Source organism: Terriglobales bacterium (assembly GCA_035691485.1).
GTDB lineage: Bacteria > Acidobacteriota > Terriglobia > Terriglobales > Acidobacteriaceae > JAIQGF01.
Genome location: DASSIZ010000069.1, coordinates 139533 through 155673, shown reverse-complemented (window position 1 = coordinate 155673; position 16141 = coordinate 139533). Strand labels below are relative to the sequence as shown.

19 protein-coding genes are annotated in these 16141 nt (G+C 61.0%); 12 read left to right on the top strand and 7 right to left on the bottom strand.

The features are described 5' to 3' along the window. Positions 1-52 precede the first annotated feature (52 nt). The gene (locus tag VFI82_09110) at positions 53-721 is read left to right on the top strand and encodes an ankyrin repeat domain-containing protein (protein HET7184834.1); all 669 of its coding nucleotides are present in this window, start codon (positions 53-55) and stop codon (positions 719-721) included. Here the strand turns inward: VFI82_09110 and VFI82_09105 are convergent. Then, positions 718-855: a hypothetical protein gene (locus VFI82_09105; GenBank protein ID HET7184833.1), complete on the bottom strand. Its 138-nt coding sequence runs from the start codon at positions 853-855 to the stop codon at positions 718-720. The two genes, VFI82_09110 and VFI82_09105, sit on opposite strands and share 4 nt — an antisense overlap. Positions 856-1017: 162 nt before the next feature. After that, a complete protein-coding gene (locus VFI82_09100; GenBank protein ID HET7184832.1) occupies positions 1018-1953 on the bottom strand; it encodes a nuclease in 936 nt (311 codons plus the stop codon). A 134-nt stretch (positions 1954-2087) separates the two neighbouring features. Here VFI82_09100 and lnt point away from each other — a divergent pair, with 134 nt between their 5' ends. The 6 genes from lnt (at position 2088) to VFI82_09070 (ending at position 7989) form a co-directional block, all read left to right on the top strand. After that, on the top strand, positions 2088-3779 hold the full coding sequence (gene lnt / locus VFI82_09095; protein ID HET7184831.1) for an apolipoprotein N-acyltransferase: 1692 nt from the start codon (positions 2088-2090) through the stop codon (positions 3777-3779). A gap of 127 nt (positions 3780-3906) precedes the next feature. Further along, a protein-coding gene (gene prfB, locus VFI82_09090; protein ID HET7184830.1) for a peptide chain release factor 2 occupies positions 3907-5020 on the top strand; the annotation gives its coding sequence in 2 pieces (ribosomal slippage) (positions 3907-3975 and positions 3977-5020; 1113 coding nt in all). Positions 5021-5034: 14 nt separating this feature from the next. Then, on the top strand, positions 5035-5673 hold the full coding sequence (locus VFI82_09085) for a cation transporter (GenBank protein ID HET7184829.1): 639 nt from the start codon (positions 5035-5037) through the stop codon (positions 5671-5673). Between the two features lie 6 nt (positions 5674-5679). Beyond that, positions 5680-6360, top strand: a complete 681-nt coding sequence (locus tag VFI82_09080; protein ID HET7184828.1) for an HD domain-containing protein — start codon at positions 5680-5682, stop codon at positions 6358-6360. After that, positions 6348-7466 carry a hypothetical protein gene (locus VFI82_09075; protein ID HET7184827.1) on the top strand — a complete coding sequence of 373 codons (1119 nt, stop codon included), beginning with the start codon at positions 6348-6350 and terminating at the stop codon, positions 7464-7466. Before VFI82_09080 ends, VFI82_09075 begins: the two co-directional genes overlap by 13 nt. Positions 7467-7578: 112 nt before the next feature. Further along, complete coding sequence (locus tag VFI82_09070; protein HET7184826.1) at positions 7579-7989, top strand: CoA-binding protein; 411 nt, start codon at positions 7579-7581, stop codon at positions 7987-7989. 68 nt (positions 7990-8057) lie between these two features. Here the strand turns inward: VFI82_09070 and VFI82_09065 are convergent, their stop codons facing one another. Then, a complete protein-coding gene (locus VFI82_09065) occupies positions 8058-9410 on the bottom strand; it encodes a replication-associated recombination protein A (protein HET7184825.1) in 1353 nt (450 codons plus the stop codon). Continuing rightward, entirely contained in the window at positions 9407-10264 is an 858-nt protein-coding gene (locus VFI82_09060) for an RNA methyltransferase (protein HET7184824.1), read from the bottom strand. Before VFI82_09060 ends, VFI82_09065 begins: the two co-directional genes overlap by 4 nt. A 123-nt stretch (positions 10265-10387) precedes the next feature. On the opposite strand from VFI82_09060, the gene VFI82_09055 reads away from it, so the two are divergent. Both VFI82_09055 and VFI82_09050 read left to right on the top strand, forming a co-directional pair. Continuing rightward, complete coding sequence (locus VFI82_09055) at positions 10388-11032, top strand: L-threonylcarbamoyladenylate synthase (GenBank protein HET7184823.1); 645 nt, start codon at positions 10388-10390, stop codon at positions 11030-11032. Between the two features lie 35 nt (positions 11033-11067). Further along, positions 11068-11694, top strand: coding sequence for a YdcF family protein (locus VFI82_09050; protein HET7184822.1), 627 nt, complete (start codon positions 11068-11070; stop codon positions 11692-11694). A 12-nt stretch (positions 11695-11706) separates the two neighbouring features. Here the strand turns inward: VFI82_09050 and VFI82_09045 are convergent, their stop codons facing one another. From VFI82_09045 to VFI82_09035, 3 genes are all read right to left on the bottom strand, one after another. Beyond that, complete coding sequence (locus VFI82_09045) at positions 11707-12216, bottom strand: cyclase family protein (GenBank protein ID HET7184821.1); 510 nt, start codon at positions 12214-12216, stop codon at positions 11707-11709. An 85-nt stretch (positions 12217-12301) separates the two neighbouring features. Then, positions 12302-12715, bottom strand: coding sequence for an arsenate reductase ArsC (locus VFI82_09040; protein HET7184820.1), 414 nt, complete (start codon positions 12713-12715; stop codon positions 12302-12304). A 5-nt stretch (positions 12716-12720) separates the two neighbouring features. Further along, complete coding sequence (locus VFI82_09035) at positions 12721-13431, bottom strand: DUF92 domain-containing protein (GenBank protein ID HET7184819.1); 711 nt, start codon at positions 13429-13431, stop codon at positions 12721-12723. A gap of 124 nt (positions 13432-13555) precedes the next feature. Here VFI82_09035 and VFI82_09030 point away from each other — a divergent pair, with 124 nt between their 5' ends. From VFI82_09030 to VFI82_09020, 3 genes are all read left to right on the top strand, one after another. Then, positions 13556-14422 carry a Ku protein gene (locus VFI82_09030; GenBank protein HET7184818.1) on the top strand — a complete coding sequence of 289 codons (867 nt, stop codon included), beginning with the start codon at positions 13556-13558 and terminating at the stop codon, positions 14420-14422. Positions 14423-14552: 130 nt separating this feature from the next. Beyond that, positions 14553-15797 carry a YncE family protein gene (locus VFI82_09025; GenBank protein ID HET7184817.1) on the top strand — a complete coding sequence of 415 codons (1245 nt, stop codon included), beginning with the start codon at positions 14553-14555 and terminating at the stop codon, positions 15795-15797. A 46-nt stretch (positions 15798-15843) separates the two neighbouring features. Then, a complete protein-coding gene (locus tag VFI82_09020; GenBank protein HET7184816.1) occupies positions 15844-16137 on the top strand; it encodes a DUF962 domain-containing protein in 294 nt (97 codons plus the stop codon). Positions 16138-16141: the final 4 nt, after the last annotated feature.

Here is a 16141-nt window from a genome sequence, read left to right as displayed (position 1 = left end):
CACCGATCATTTCCCGGGACTAGCATTGTCGGATGGTGGCAAGGGGTGAATCGTGGCTTCAGGCAATGATCTGATTGCAGGCATCAAGGCGAATGACCTCATCCGCGCCCGGGAAGCTTTGCGGGCCAATCCTGCACTCGCGACCGAACGCGACGAAAACGGCATTTCCGCGGTAATGAACGCACTTTATCGCGGTCAGACCGTGGTCGTGCAACTGCTGCTTGCATCGGGTATCTCCCTCGACGTGTTCGAAGCGGCGACGCTGGGCAACATCGCTCGTTTGCGGGAGTTGCTGGATGAGAACCGCGCGCAAGTGAATTCCTGGTCCCCCGATGGCTTCACCCCTCTCCATTTGGCTTGCTTTTTTGGACAAGAAGAAGCAGCGAAGTTCCTGTTAGACCGTGGCGCGGAGGTGACGGCGATAGCGCAGAATCCAATGCGCGTGCAACCTCTGCACAGCGCTGCCGCGGGACGCCGATTGCCTATCGTCCGCGTGCTGCTGGAGCGCGGAGCGCCCGTGAATGCGCGTCAGCACTTGGGCTGGACGGCGCTGCATGAAGCGGCGAACCAGGGAAATCGTGAAATGGCGGAGTGTTTGCTGCGGCACGGGGCCGATCCAGCTGCGGGCAACGATGAGGGAAAGACCGCCATCGAGATCGCGAACGAGCGCGGGCACACTGAACTGGCGCAGATGTTCAGCCGGAAGCGGGCGGCCGGTTAGTCTTCCGCGTTGACCGCCGGATCGAACGGGGATTCCAGTTCCAGCAAGTCGGCATGGCTGTGGTTGCCTGACTGGATTTCTTCCCGGTTCGTCCGTCTGCGGCACTCGAAGCAGATAATGATCGCTTCTTTCATTGGTTCACCCCAGTTGCATCAACTGTAGCCGCATCGACACGCGGGAGAAACGTTGCGCCCGTAACCAGGTTGGGTCACGAAGGTAATGTCCGGCGGCAAATGTTGAGCTTGGAGGAGTTGGAGGCCGGATCGGATTCCACGATTTTTTCAATAGCTCGTCGCTTATTTTCCGCTTGCGGGAGTTGGGGAACGCGGTGGCACGGGCAATGCGCTTTCCTCCCACGCTGTGTACCAGAGGTTGAGCAGCATCTGCGCGCCGGCGGCCAGGCGCTGGCGCAGGAATTGGCGTGATTCCGGAGTGCCCGTGTCCTTCCATTCGCCAGCCTTTTCGAGTTGATAGACCTTTTCGACCAGATGGTTGGAATCGCGAAGGTATTGCAGGTAATCGTGCCAGGGATCCTTCTGGCGTACAGGCTCCTGCACCAGGCTCGCGATCTCCATCTGGTCCAGCGTGCGAGTGACAAAGCGTCCTTCAAACTCTGCGTGAATGCCCTTCTGCGTGGTGTAGCCGTTCGGGTTGGGACCGACCCAACCGTCGTAACTGATCGTGGTGTGCAGGGGGTTGGACCCGTCAGCAACGTAGTGCCCGAGCCATCCCGCGTACAAGACGGCGTTCTGCTCGACCGCTTCGGTCGGCAGGTTCTGCTGCTTCATACGCCGGTATTCACGGAAAGCGACTTTCAGCCGATCATAAATCTCGATCGTAATGTAGGGCTGCGTGCCAACCGTTTCCGGCAGAAACTCGTCGCCGTTTTTTTTCGCGGCCACGCGCTTGGCATAGAGCAGGCGGTAATAATCGTAGCGTCCCTGGGGAAGGTCAGGAACGTCGGCAACCATCTCCATGTTGAGGTAGTGGTCGGGCTCTTGTGAATTCTTGAGAGAGAACTCGGAACGCTCGCGCCAGCGATCCGGTTCCGGGCCGAGGTAGGCGAGGCGTTCGGCGGCCAGGCGCATGAAAGAAGGCATGCTGGCGGGCACCTTCAGCGCCGCGGTCCGATTGATCAAGACGTGCCCGTTGTCCCACCATGGAGAAGCGGGCTGAATGGCAAGAATCGTCAGAACGATGACCAGGAAAATGCGTTGCACAACCGGGCGCATGAAATCTCCAGGTTTTGATCGTGTCCCGTTTGCCCCACCAGCAAGTGCGGAATGTTGGGCTGAGGAGTTTTATTCGGGAACCGCATACTGTAACAGAGCTGAACGGATTCAACGCGGTAGAATCGCGACAGGCCATGGATGATGCCAACGGCAATGATCGCAAAGACGCCCGGCTGGTGGAACTGGGTCGGGGCGCGCGTCCGTTCCTGGTTGCTCGCGGCGAACTCGCGAGTCAACCTCGCTTGGCCCGCTCGGCATGGATCCTCGCGGTTGCATCGGGCGTGCTGCAGAGCCTCATCTATCCCCTGCCTGCATTAAGTTTCCTCGCCTGGCTTGCCTTAGCACCCGTCTTCGTGGCCATTGTGCGCGGCCAAAAAGTAGCCGGGGAGGACTTCGCGCCGGTCAGCGCCCGCCAGGGTTTTCTGCTCGGTTATGTGGGCGGGGTGATTTGGTCGTTTGGAACGACGTACTGGATCTACCACGTCATGCACAGCTATGGCGGGCTGGACGGTCCCACCTCATTGGGTGTCCTGATTCTGTTTTGCCTTGCGCTGGGCGTGATGTGGGGGGTCTTCGGCCTGCTGCTGGCGATCCTGGCCAAGGGCCTGCTGCGCCAGAAGGCGTTGTTGCTGGCGCCGTTCCTGTGGGTGCCGCTGGAGATCGTCCGCGGATTCCCTTTCGATTTTCCCTGGGATCCGCTCGGCACTGTGGTGGTGAATAACATTCCGCTGACCCGCATCGCGACCGCAACCGGGGTCTACGGCCTGTCTTTTGAAATCGTTCTGGTCAACACCGCATTCGCCGCGGCCTTCCTGGTAGACGCGAAACGGCGTCGCATGGTGCTATTGGCAACCATATGTGTGGCTGGCTTGCTGCAAGCGGGCGAACTAGTGCAGCCGGCGCGGCTCCCCGCCGATCGCACCGCCCGGCTGGTGCAGGCGAATATACCGATCCTCAACGGCGAGCAGTGGACCTCACAATATTTCCAGAGTACCTTGCGCGAACTGAACGAACTCAGCGTGCCGCGACCCGGCGAACTCGGCCCCACCGAGTTGTCGCCCGACCTGATCGTGTGGCCGGAGTCGCCGGCGCCGTTCTTCATCAACAATCCCGAGTTTCGAGCTGCCGTCAGCGAAGTTGCGCGCCGCACCCACGCGACGCTGGTGGTGGGCAGCCTGGGCTTGCCCAACGGTACTCAGTCAGCGTCACAGCTGTACAACTCGGCCGCGGTTATTGCCCCGAGCGGCGACTGGATCGCACGGTACGACAAGATCCACCTTGTGCCCTTTGGCGAGTATGTTCCCTTCAAGCGCCTGTTGAGCTTTGCCGGCAAACTCACGCGCGAGGTTGGCGACTTCATTCCCGGCACATCGCGCCAACCCCTCGCTCTAGGCGACTACCGCATGGGCGTCTTTATCTGCTACGAGGCGGTGTACCCGGCGGAAATCCGCGAGTTCGCGAAAAACGGCGCGCAGGTCTTCGTCAACATCTCCGACGACGCCTGGTTCGGCCAGACCGGCGCGCCGGTGCAACACCTGAACCAGGCGCGCATGCGCGCGATTGAAAACAATCGCTGGCTGGTGCGCGCCACCGATACCGGCATCACCGTTGCTATCGATCCCTATGGCCGCGTGGTGGCGCAGGCTGCGCGCAACGTGAGGACTTCCATCGACGTGCCTTACAGCGTCGTGCGCGGTACCACGTTTTACACCCGGCACGGAAACTGGTTCGTCTGGCTGTGTGCGATAATTTCCTTGATAGCGTTGCTCGCAACTCTGCCCTTTGTTCGTCACCTGTTATTCGAGGGCTGGCATTTCAATCGATGAATTGCCACCTTACCTTTAGGGTCGGCACCGGACTGGACAGAGCCCGCCGGGCGGCAGTTCATAGCCCGGCCCGTAAGTGCCGGGACCGAGCGTAATTTCATTCTGAGTCCCGTAGGGACGGTACGAGATGCTGGAAGAATTCGAACAGCAATATCTCCCGTTGCGCGACAAAGTGCGTGAGCTGCGGGAGTATCTTTGACGTTCCCCGGCTGCGCGAGCAGATGCAGCGGGTGGAAAAAGAAGCTTCCAACCCCAACCTCTGGTCGAATCCTGAAAAATCCCAGACTGTGATGCGGGAGCGCAAGCGCCTGGAGGACATGCTGTCCACGGAAGCCGAACTGGCGCGCCGCATTAGCGATCTCGACGCCTATTTCGAACTCGGACGCGAAGGCGAGGATGTTTCCAACGACCTGCAGCGCGAGCTTGCGTCGCTGCGTGATCGCGTCGAGAAGCTTGAAACTGAAACGCTGCTCTCCGGCGAGAACGATGCGCGCAATGCGATCGTCACCATCCACCCTGGCGCCGGCGGCACCGAGTCGCAGGACTGGGCCGAGATGCTGCTTCGCATGTACATGCGATGGGCGGAGCGCCAGGGCTTCAAAGCCGAACTGAACGATTACCAGCCCGGCGAAGAAGCGGGCATCAAGTCGGCTACTTTCACGGTCAACGGAGATTACGCTTATGGGCTGATGACCAGCGAGATCGGCGTGCATCGCCTGGTTCGCATGTCGCCCTTTGACCAGGCCAAGCGGCGCCACACTTCCTTTGCCAGCGTCTTTGTGTCGCCGGAAATCGATGAGTCCATCCAGGTGGACATCCGGCCGGAAGACCTGCGCGTCGATACCTATCGATCCGGCGGCAAGGGCGGACAACACGTCAACACCACCGATTCGGCCGTGCGCATCACGCACTTGACCACCGGCATCGTCGTGAGCTGCCAGAACGAGCGATCGCAGCACAAGAACCGCGATCGCGCCATGAGCATGCTGCGCTCCCGGCTTTACGAGCATGAATTGGAAAAGAAGCGCGCTCAGAGCAAGAAGATCGAGGACTCCAAACTCGAGATCGATTTCGGCTCGCAGATCCGGTCCTACGTGCTGGCGCCCTATCGCATGGTCAAGGACCTGCGCACTCGTTTCGAGATGGGGGATGTAGACCGCGTGCTCGACGGAGACCTGCAGCCCTTTATCCGGGCTTACTTGCTCATGCGGCGCAGCGAGCAGCAACAGTTAAACACCTAGGGCTTCACCCTGCTATGGTGACAGCATCTTCTCAAGATTTTTCGGCCGTCCGGCTTGGGCGAAGACTCGAGTACCTCACCCTGGCGTGGAACTCGCTCGAAGCGTTCGTCGCCATCGTGGCTGGCGTCATCGCCGGCTCTATCGCGCTGGTCGGGTTTGGGCTTGATTCCGTCATTGAGTGCTTCTCCGGCGGCGTCCTGCTATGGCGGCTTCGGGCGGGAGAAGAAGGCGAGCGGCGAGAACAATTGGCGCTGCGGCTGGTCGGCCTGAGCTTTTTCGCGCTCGCAATGTACGTTACGTATGACGCTGTCGCTTCACTGGTGAAGCATGAAAAGCCGGAAAGCAGCTGGTTCGGTATCGCGGTTGCGATCGCGTCATTGATTGCCATGCCGCTGCTTGCGCGTGCCAAGCGGCGGGTTGCGGCCCAATTGAACAGCAGCGCGCTGCGCGCAGATTCGCGCCAAACCGACATCTGCGCTTATCTCTCGGCCATTCTGCTCGGGGGACTGCTGCTGAATGCGCTGTTGCGGTGGTGGTGGGCCGATCCCGTCGCCGGGCTCATCATGGTGCCGATCATCGCTCGCGAGGGCCTGGAAGCTCTGCGCGGAAAAACTTGCTGTGAGTCCCCAACATGCGATAGGAATCATGGGTAAGCATTCATGCCCGATTCTCACAAGCTCAAGAAGCGCATCCTCTCTCGCCCACTGAGCGAGAAGTTCAACGACGCGCTGGTCTATGCAGCTCGCCTGCACCGCGACCAGCCGCGCAAGGGGCAGGACATCCCTTACCTCGGGCACCTGCTGGGGGTGGCCTCGCTGGTGCTGGAATCCAGTGGCGATGAAGAGATGGCGATCGCTGCGCTTCTCCACGACGCGGTCGAAGACCAGGGTGGACGGCCGCGCCTGGAGGAAATCCGCAGGATATTCGGCGCCAAGGTTGCGCGCATTGTGAACGGCTGCACCGACTCTGATGAAATCGATCCCGACTGCAAGGCGCCATGGTGCGAGCGCAAGGAGAAGTACATCGCCCACGTCGAGCGCGAAGCCGATGCCGAGGTGAGGCTCGTGTCCGCGGCGGACAAAGTCCACAATGCCCGAGCCATTCTCTCCGACCATTACGAGATTGGCGACCGCGTCTTCGACCGTTTCAGCGGAAAGAAGCAGGGCACGTTATGGTATTACCGCGCCCTGGTAGGCGCATTTCGCATCGCCGAGGGACGCGACGATGCAGATCAAGCGGCTGCTCACGGCCGCAAACGCCTGGTGAACGAATTGTCACGCGTGGTCGAGGAACTGGAACGGCGCGCCGGCGGCCCAGGAGTGAACCCATGCCGCGGATGATCGACCTGATCAAGCAATCCGAGGTGCCGGCTAACGTAGTGCGCTCAGCCGCGAAAGGCGCGCTCGCCCTTCCACCCGCCGAGATGATCGAGATTCTCGTACACCTGGCCTCCACTCCGATCTTCGGGGAGGATGCCCGCCTCACGCTCGCCGGCTGGGACGAGGCCGCCTGTCGCCAAGTCTGCTCCGATCCCGACAGCCCCAGGGAAGTTCTCGATTATTTTCTGAAAAACCGGCGGCCCCGCCTGATGCCGGCGCTGCTCGACAACCCCGCGACCCCGGAATCGGCATTGCTGGAAATGGCGCAGGAACATTCCACCGAGTCAGCGCAGTTGCTGCTGGCGACCGCTCGCGCCAGGGCATCGCGCGAAATTTTGCAGGCGCTCAGTTCGAATCCGGCCCTGCTGGCCTCGCAGGTGCAGCAAGTGAAAGCGGCGCTCGAACAGATGCCGCCACCGGAGACTGCGCCCGAGCACGCGGATGACCTCGTGGTCGAGGAAGCCGCCATTCAATATATAGCGGAGCACGCTGACGAAATCGCGGCCGACGAGGGCAAAGAGTTTCAATTGGTCGGGGAAGATGAATCCGAGGCGCCGCATGCCGAAGAGGCGCCGGCGCCGCCACCAGTGCAAGACTCCGGACACAGGATTGCGAAGCCTTCGAATAGGGATCAGGAGCGCATCTCGCCGTTACAGAAGATTGCGCGCCTGACCGTCGCCGACCGCGTGCAGTTGGCGATCAAGGGGAACAGGGAGGAGCGCTACATCCTGATCCGTGATGCTTCCAAGGTCGTCTCTTCCGCCGTGCTCGAGTCACCGAAGGTGAACGAGCAGGAAGTTGAAGTTTTCGCTTCCATGAAAAACGTGCAGGAGACAGTCCTTCGTGGCATTGCCGGAAAACGAAAGTACATCAAGATCTACGCCGTCGTACGGGCCCTGGCCAACAATCCGCGCTGCCCGCTCGATGTGCAACTCAACATCGTCAAGAACCTGCTGAACATGGACTTGCGCGCGCTGTCGATGAACAAAAATGTCACCGACACCATTCGCAAGGTCGCACTTAAATTGTTCCGGGAGCGCACCGAGAAGAAGAGCGCATTGGAGTGATCGATGCGTAGTCGGCATTCGGCCGGCCGGTCGCGTCGTTATATGTATCGTCATGCGACCTCTGGTCGCCGTGCGGATGCTATACAATGGCCGGTTGCCGGCGGAGTATCACGTGCCCCTCACGAAGTCCGATCAGATTGGCGACCTTCTTAAGAACGCGCGAAACATAGCCGTCGTCGGGCTCTCCGACAGCCCCTTGCGTGCCAGTCACGGGGTGGCTGCGTACATGCAGTTGCAGGGTTACCGCATCATTCCGGTGAATCCCACGATCAGCGACGTACTTGGAGAGCCGGCATATGCCTCGCTGCTCGACGTCAAAGAAAAAATCGATGTCGTAAACATCTTTCGGCGGCCGGAGTACGTGCCCGAAGTCGTGGACCAGGCAATCCAGTTGAAAGTTCCCGCCATTTGGATGCAGGAGGGTGTGGTGCACCAGCAGGCGGCTGAAAAGGCACGCCGCGCGGGCATTTTCGTGGTGATGGACCACTGTATTCTCAAGGAACACCGCGCCCGCTTCGGATAACCTGGTAGGTGGGAGTTGGTAGCTGGTAGCTCGGGGGAGTTCGGAGTCCCCAGCTACGAGCTAACCAGCTACGAGCTACTGTCTGTTTCAGTATTTAATTTCTGCGCCTTCCGCCTGCGCCTGATCTCTTCGATTCGCTCCCGAATCCGTTTCTCCACCCCTTCCGCGGTCGGATGGTAGTAGCTACGATTGCGCAAATTGTCCGGCAGGCATTGCATGTCGGCGACTTTTTCCGCGGTATCGTGCGCGTACTGATAGCCAGCGCCATATCCGAGCTCCTTCATCAGTCCCGTCGGCGCATTGCGCAGGTGCAGCGGCACCGGTTCTGCCGCCGTCTTTTCGACGTCCTCCTGTACCGAGCCATAGGCGGTGTAGAGCGCGTTCGACTTCGGCGCGATTGCCAGATATACCGCAGCCTCGGCCAGCGCGAGATTCCCTTCCGGCATGCCAATGAAGTCGACCGCATCGCGCGCGGCCATGCACAGCGAGAGCGCATTGGGATCGGCTAGTCCGATGTCCTCCACCGCCATGCGTACCAGGCGTCGCGCCACGTACAGCGGGTCCTCTCCCGCTTCCAGCATGCGCCCCAGCCAGTAGAGAGATGCGTCGGGATCGCTGTTGCGCACCGACTTGTGCAGCGCCGAGATCAGGTTGTAGTGCTCTTCGCCGGTCTTGTCGTAGAGGAGCACCCGCCTTTGGAGCGCGTCATGAACCAGCGAGTCGGAGATCTCTCCGTTTTCGCCCGCGCTGGCGGCCGCAACTTCCAGCACGTTATACGCAGACCGCGCATCGCCGCTGGAATAGGCGGCAATCTTCTGCAGCACTTCATCATTGGCCCGCAGGTTCATCTCACCCAGTCCGCGCTCGCGGTCCTCCAGAGCGCGCCGCAATAGCAGCACGATCTGCGCTTCCGTAAGCGGGTTCAGCACGTAGACGCGCGTGCGTGAGAGCAGCGCGCCGATAATTTCAAACGACGGATTCTCCGTCGTCGCGCCAATCAGCCGGATGTTGCCTTTTTCCACGTGCGGCAGGAATGCGTCCTGCTGCGCCTTGTTGAAACGATGGATTTCGTCAATGAAGACGATCGTGCGCGTGCCGAACTCGCGGGCTTTGGCTGCGTCCGCCATCACCTGCTTGATTTCCTTGATCCCGGAGAGCACGGCGGAAAATTCGATGAAGTCCGCCTTGGTCACGCGTGCGATGATTTTCGCTAGCGTAGTCTTACCGACGCCCGGCGGTCCCCAGAAGATGATCGACCCGGGATCGTCGCGCTCAATCTGCAAGCGTAGCGGTTTGCCGGGCGCGAGCAGGTGTTCTTGCCCGACAAACTCATCCAGGGAGCGCGGTCGCATCCGATCGGCCAGCGGCGTCGATCGGTCCGGCGGCTCATCTCTGCTGGGAACTGGCTGGAACAGGCTCATTCTTTGGTCCGCCTCTGCCGTGCAGCTTCGTACAACACGATAGATGCTGCAATTCCTGCATTCAATGACTCGACCTTGGATTTGTGCGGAATGGCAATCTGCTTGTCAACCTGCCGCATGATCTCTTTCGGCACGCCAGCACCTTCATTGCCGATGAGCACGACAGCTCCAACTGTCAAGTCCGCTTCGTCCACGGGTGTGCCTTTATGCGACGAGGTGGCCAGCAGTTTCAGGCCGCGCTCGCGCAGTTCCGCCAGGACCGGCTCCAGTTCCACCACCAAAACCGGCAATCGGAACAGCGATCCTGCCGAAGCCCGCACCACCTTCGGATTGTAGGGAGACACCGTTCCCTCCCCAGTCAGCAGGCCGGCGGCGGCAAATGCTTCGGCGGACCGTATCATCGTGCCGAGATTGCCGGGGTCCTGCACGCCGGCGGCGGCCAGGATCAGCGGCTTTGTCGCGGCGAGAAGGTCCTCAAGCTTGTGTGTTTTCAGGCGGACCAGCGCCGCGACCCCCTGCGGCGTCTCGGTCGCAACCACACCCTGGAAAACCTCGTCGGGCAAGAGCAGCGTTTCCACCTGGGTCGAGAGCTGGGGCAACAGCCGCTCTGCCCGGGCCTGCCCAGATTCGCTGAAGAACACGGTGCGGAAACGTAATCCACTGCGGATGGCTTCCTCGATCGTGCGGACACTCTCAATCGCTATCGAGCCGTCGGAGGCGGGCTCCCCGTCGTGAAACGCGCGCCGGAGCTCCTTGACCAGCGCGTTGTGGCGGCTGGAAACGCGACGCAGGCGATCCTGGTGTGGCATCGACAAAATAATACGCTCCGCGGTTTCGCCATCGTGCGGGTCCAATTCGGGCCTCGGCCCGCCTGGCCAAGGGCGCGCTCGCGACTGGTTTGCTTCCCTTGCGATTGCGCCGATGGTAAGTTAGTATTCGCGGTTTCAGCCATGCAGTCTGTGCCTATAAGGATGAGTGTGCGCGCCGAAATCCTGAAAATCAGCAGCGACACGCCCGAGTCTTCTTTGGTGCATTACGCGGCGGAACAGATCAAGTCCGGGCAAGTGCTGGGCATGCCGACCGATACTTTTTACGGTCTCGCGGCCGACCCGTTCAACCTCCGCGCCGTGGAGCGTGTCTACGAAATCAAATCGCGGTCGCGCCACAAGCCGCTCTCGCTGCTGATCGAGAGCGAGGAGCAGGCGGAGATGCTCGCGCGCGATCCCCTGCCGGACGAATTCTATGAACTGGCGCGCAAGTTCTGGCCCGGGCCTCTGACCATCATTGTCCAGGCGGCCTCGCGCCTTCCCCTGAAAGTGACGGCGAACACCGGCCACATTGCGATTCGCGTGCCTTCGGCGAACATCCCGCTGTCGGTGATCCGCGCCGCCGGCGTGCCGATCACCGCGACCTCGGCCAACCTCAGCGGCGCCAGCGAGTGCACCACCGCCGCCGCCGTGCGCGACCAGCTGCAGGAACGGATATCGATTATCGTGGATGGCGGCCCCTCCCCTCGCGACGTTTCTTCCACCATCGTGGATCTCAGTGAGGGCGGATGGCGCCTGCTGCGTGAAGGCGCCGTTCCACGCCAGGACATCGCCGCTACGCTCGGCGGAGAATGAAACCGGGCTCTGAACCTGCTTTGAACGTACCCGTCGTGTCCTCCCGACAACGTGTTCGCCACACGGGTGCGATCCTGGCCCGACTGGCGCTGTGGTTCGTGGCAATTGCCGCGGTAGCCTTTGCGGTCTCGGCTTTGCTGATTGTGCGGCAGGCACACATTGATGAAGCCCAGCGCGCCGACGCCATCATTGTTTTCGGAGCCGCGGAATATTCCGGCCGGCCTTCGCCCGTCTATCGGGCTCGTCTCGATCATGCCTACGATCTCTTCGAGCGTGGTTTGGCGCCGATGGTCATCACCACTGGGGGCGCCGGTGCAGATCCCAAATTCACCGAGGGAGGAGTGGGCCGCGATTACCTGTCGCGCCGCGGCATTCCCGACGGCAACCTGATTGCCGAGACGCAGGGGGAGGACACGGCCGAATCGGCGCAGCGCGTCAGCGGTATCCTGCGCACCAACGGCATGCGCACCGTGGTCGCGGTCAGCGACGCTTACCACATTTTTCGCATCAAGCGGCTGCTGTGGCGCTACGGTATTGTCGCGTACGGCTCGCCGCGCCCGGCTTCGGTGCCTCGTACTACGAGCGCCAAACTCTCGGCCGCGCTCCGCGAGGCGGCTAGCTATATTTTTTGGCGGATTTATCCGTCGTGGTTTCCGCAGTAGGCCAGTTTTCGCTTATTGGTTGACGCCGCGGTAAACCAGAACCACCGAGCGCCCGCTGTCAGGAGTCTCGGTGCCGAGGCCATAGACGCCTCGCGCTTCTACCAGGAAGCGGATTGCGTCCTCACTGAAGCCAGGGAAGTGCCCGGCGTTTCCGGCTTGCGGGCGAAGGTCCCGAACCAGCCAATCGGCGGATACGTCACTACGCGAAAGAACGACCGCATTCCAAGGGACATGTCCGTGTACTTCTTCCCAGGCGGCGATATCATCCATGGTCAGGCGGTAATGCGCATTGGAACGCACTTTCGAGGTGACATCTACGACCACCAGCGGCGCGACCACCCGCTGCGGGTGGCCGGAATTGGGATTCCACTGCCGGTTGGGTGCGGAATGGGGTGTCGCGGCGTAGGTAAGTTCAACCACTGCCGTGCCTACATCATGGTTGGCGCTTCGCCGTTTGGGATGGGCGATGAGCAGCACCAGCAGTGCCATCGTCCAGCCGATCATGAAAGTCCGCCAACGCATCGAGGAGAGCTCCCTCACTTAGACGCAAATCGTATCCCAGATGTTTCGCCAAAAAATACAGAACTGAAGAATTAGCACCTTGGAGTTAACAGGAAGGATTCGCCAGAATTCCCTCGGACCGGAGAAGGTCGATGACCCGGCCCTTGATTTCATCGCGAATCGTGCGCACGACCTCGATCGGTTGCCCGCGGGTGTCGGCGATCGGCCAATCCCGGCGTTTTACTCCAGGGATGACAGGGCAGGATTCGCCGCAGCCCATCGTGACCATGTATTCAGCGCCACGCACCAGTTCCGGGGTCAGCAATTGCGGTCGAATGCCGGCGAGGTCAACGCCCGCCTCCCGCATGGCTTCGACTACCTGGACATTGAGGTGCGGTCCTGGTTCTGTTCCGCCGGAGAGCACTTCCACGCGCCCCCCGGCAAGATGACGCGCCCAAGCGGCGGCGATCTGCGACCTTCCCGCATTGTGCACGCAAGCGAAAACAAGTTTCTTAATCATCGCGTTTACCGGAGCAGCAGCGCCAGTAGTCCCGCCGAAACCGTGCCCGCGAAATTTACGCCGTTATTGCCGATTGCGCCGCGCGTTTCGAGGGTGGCGCCAAGCACGCTGTCAACGATGGTTCCCAACACGCCCGCTGCCGCAATCGCAGGCAATGCCGGCCACGGCACGACGTGCGTGACGGCTGCAATCGTCGACACGATCGCTGCAGCCACCACTGCGGCCAGAGTCCCCGGTGCGCTGATCCCGCCATTGGCGCCGGCGGGAACGGAGCGCATCGAGACAATCAAGTAGGCTCGTTCGCTCAGCGCCTGGCCGCACTCGCTGGCGGCAGTGTCGGCGGCAGCTTCGGCAAATGACGCCATAGCCGCGACCAGCAGGGTGCGGTGACCTGTGATGGCGGCAGCAACGGAGAATCCAGCGGCGGCGCCCAAGTTGGCAAGCACCTGAGCCGCCGAGCGGCCGCGCGCGTCCTCCGCGGTGCCCAGCATTTGCTTGCGCCGATAGCCCAACCTGGTGGTAAGCCAAGCCACCGCAAACACCGTGACCAGCACCGCAAAGCTGCCAGGGCCTGAGGTGGCGAAGACTGCCAGCGCAATCAGAAATCCCGCCATCGCGCCGCCCGGAGTGACTCCGCGCAGCAGCCATGCGCCCCCCGCAAATGCCGTGGTGACGGCCACCGCGACCAGCGCTTCCGACCTGATAAGAGTCTGCACGACGGCTGGCGACACCAGATTCGCTGACCAGCATCGTACCAAAGGGCGGGTGTTGCGCGTTTTCGGCGCTGAGGCTGGATATCGGCGCAGAAACCACTTACTCAACTTTGCTCTGGAGCTTTGAATGCCTTCCTCCGTTTGGTCTGGTTACCTGACGTTTGGTCTGATCTCGATGCCGGTGCGCTTGTTTTCAGGCGCCCGCGGCAGTCGCATTTCCTTTCACATGCTGCATCGCGACGATCTCACGCGTATCAAGCAGCAGCTCTACTGCCCGCACGACGAGCGCGTGGTGGAGCGCAACGAGATCGTCAAGGGCTATGAGTACCGCAAGGGTGAGTACGTGGTTGTCGAGCCGGACGAAATCAAGAAAATCGAGCCTAAGACCGCCAAGGCGATGGAGATCCTGGAATTCGTCAAGGATGATGAGGTCGATCCTATCTATTACGAGACCTCTTATTACCTGATGCCCGAGGAAGCGGGCCGACGTCCCTATGTGCTGCTGGCCCGGGCGCTGGAAGACACGCAGACCGTCGCCATCGCTAAGCTCACCATGCATAACCGCGAGTACACGGTCATCCTGCGGCCGTACAAGAACGGCATCCTGCTGCACACCATGTATTACGCCGATGAGGTGCGCCAGATGGAAAATTTCGGCAATGAAAATGTCGAGGTGCGCGAGGGGGAGATCAAGATCGCTCACCAACTCATCCACGCCCTGCAGGGAAAGTTCCAGCCGGAAAAGTTTCACGACACGTTTGAAGACAACGTTAAGGCCCTGATCAAGGCGCACTTGGAAGGCAAGGAAGTCACGGCGATCCCTAAGCCCAAACCGGCGCCGGTCACCGACCTGATGGCCGCCCTGAAACAAAGTTTGGCGCAGATGGAGAAAAAGAAGCCTGCGGAACGCGTCAGCCAAGTGCAGGAAGCGTCACAATCGCACATCAAGGGTGGTCGTGGAAAGACGACAGCGGGACGAAAGAGAGCTGCCTAGCGGGCTGCGCTTACGATGTTCGGCTGCCACGCGTGTTGGGTGATTCGTCGTGTGCATTGCTTTGCCGGTCGTGCACCGCGGAACCGCCCTAGCGCCAAAGCTGCGCTGCCGATACAATAGAAATTTCCTCATGGGCAGACCTGCTGAATGTCCGGCGTTGCCGGTGCAATCATCCGCCAGTTCTTGGAAGACACGCGGCAGCGTGCTCGCCGGTCTAGCCGCCGCGCTCGCTTGGGTCATCCTGACGGGCTGTGGAGACGTCTATCGGCCGGTTGCCAACCCGGTTCTCAAACCCGGAGGCGACCCGCAGGCATCGCGCGCGGCAGTCGTGCTCAGCAACAACAACGGCTCTCCCGGCGTGGCAACCGCCATTGACATTTCCGGCGATACCAACATCGGCAATTTCACGGTTGGACGCGGCCCCGTGCACGCCGCATTTTTGCTTGGCGCGGGTGCACTGTTCGTCGCCAACAAAGGGGATGATTCGGTTGCAACATTCCAGGCTTTTTCGCAGGGTTCCACGGTCAGCATTATCACCCTGCCGAGCGGATCGGCGCCTGTCTTCGTAGGCTCGACCGAGAGCTCTTTCATTTACGTGGCCAATTCGGGCGCGAACACCGTCGGGCAGATTTCGACTGTCTCGCACGCGCTGCAGAAAAGCTTTCCCGTCGGACGCACGCCGGTGGCGCTCGCCGAGACCCCCGACGGTACAAAGCTGTATTGCGTTAACCAGGGAGACGGGACGGTCAGCGTGATTACTCCGGCCAACGGAGCGGTTGTAGCGACCATTCCCGTCGGCAGCTTGCCTTCGGCGATTGCCATTAATTCCGACGGCAATACGGTCTACGTCGCAAACCAGGGCAGCGGGTCGGTGACGGCGATCAATGTGGCCAGCAATTCAGTAGTTGCGACGGTTGCCACCGGCGCCTCGCCGCGCTTCATGATTTTCGACGCACGTTATCGCCGGCTTTACGTGGCGGATGCCGGGTCGAACACAATTTCGATCTTCAACGCCGATGTCGGCCTGACCTTGTTGACCAGGGTAACGGTCGGCGCCGGCCCTACTTCGATCGCCCCGCTGCCGGACGGATCACGAATCTACGTGGCGAACGCCGGTTGCGCCGACGCAGTCAACCTGACCGGTTGCACCGGCAATACGGTGTCCGTGGTGGATGCGGTCAGTCTGGCGGTGCGTAAGACCATTACCGTGGGCGCCGCACCGGTATCTCTCGCAGCCGACGCTGGTTCCACCAAAGTCGTGGTCGCCAATCGCGATTCGAACAACATCTCCTCGATCCGCACCTCCGACGACACCGTGGTCAACACCAACGCTTCGGGCTCGCCACAGCCCATGTTCGTAACCATTAGCCAGTAGAGCCATTTTTGGGTACACTCTCCCAACCGCGGGGGAGGATGGCACGATGAAGCTCTTGTCGCTCTACGACGATCAGCACACGCATCCCGTGAACCGTGCGCTGCACCTGGTCGCGATTCCATTGGGATTTTCCTCGGTCGTAGTGGTGTGGTGGCACCCCATCCTTGGCCTGCTTTTGATTCCCGCAGCCCTAGGGCTGGCCACGCTTGGCCACGTGATCGAAGGCAATCAACCCGCGTTCACGAAGAACCCTGCCGCTATCCTGATAGCGCCGGTATGGCTGTGGAAGTTCGTTGCCAGCAAGATGCACAAGAGCGAAACGGTTTCTTCCGCGAAATAAGTAC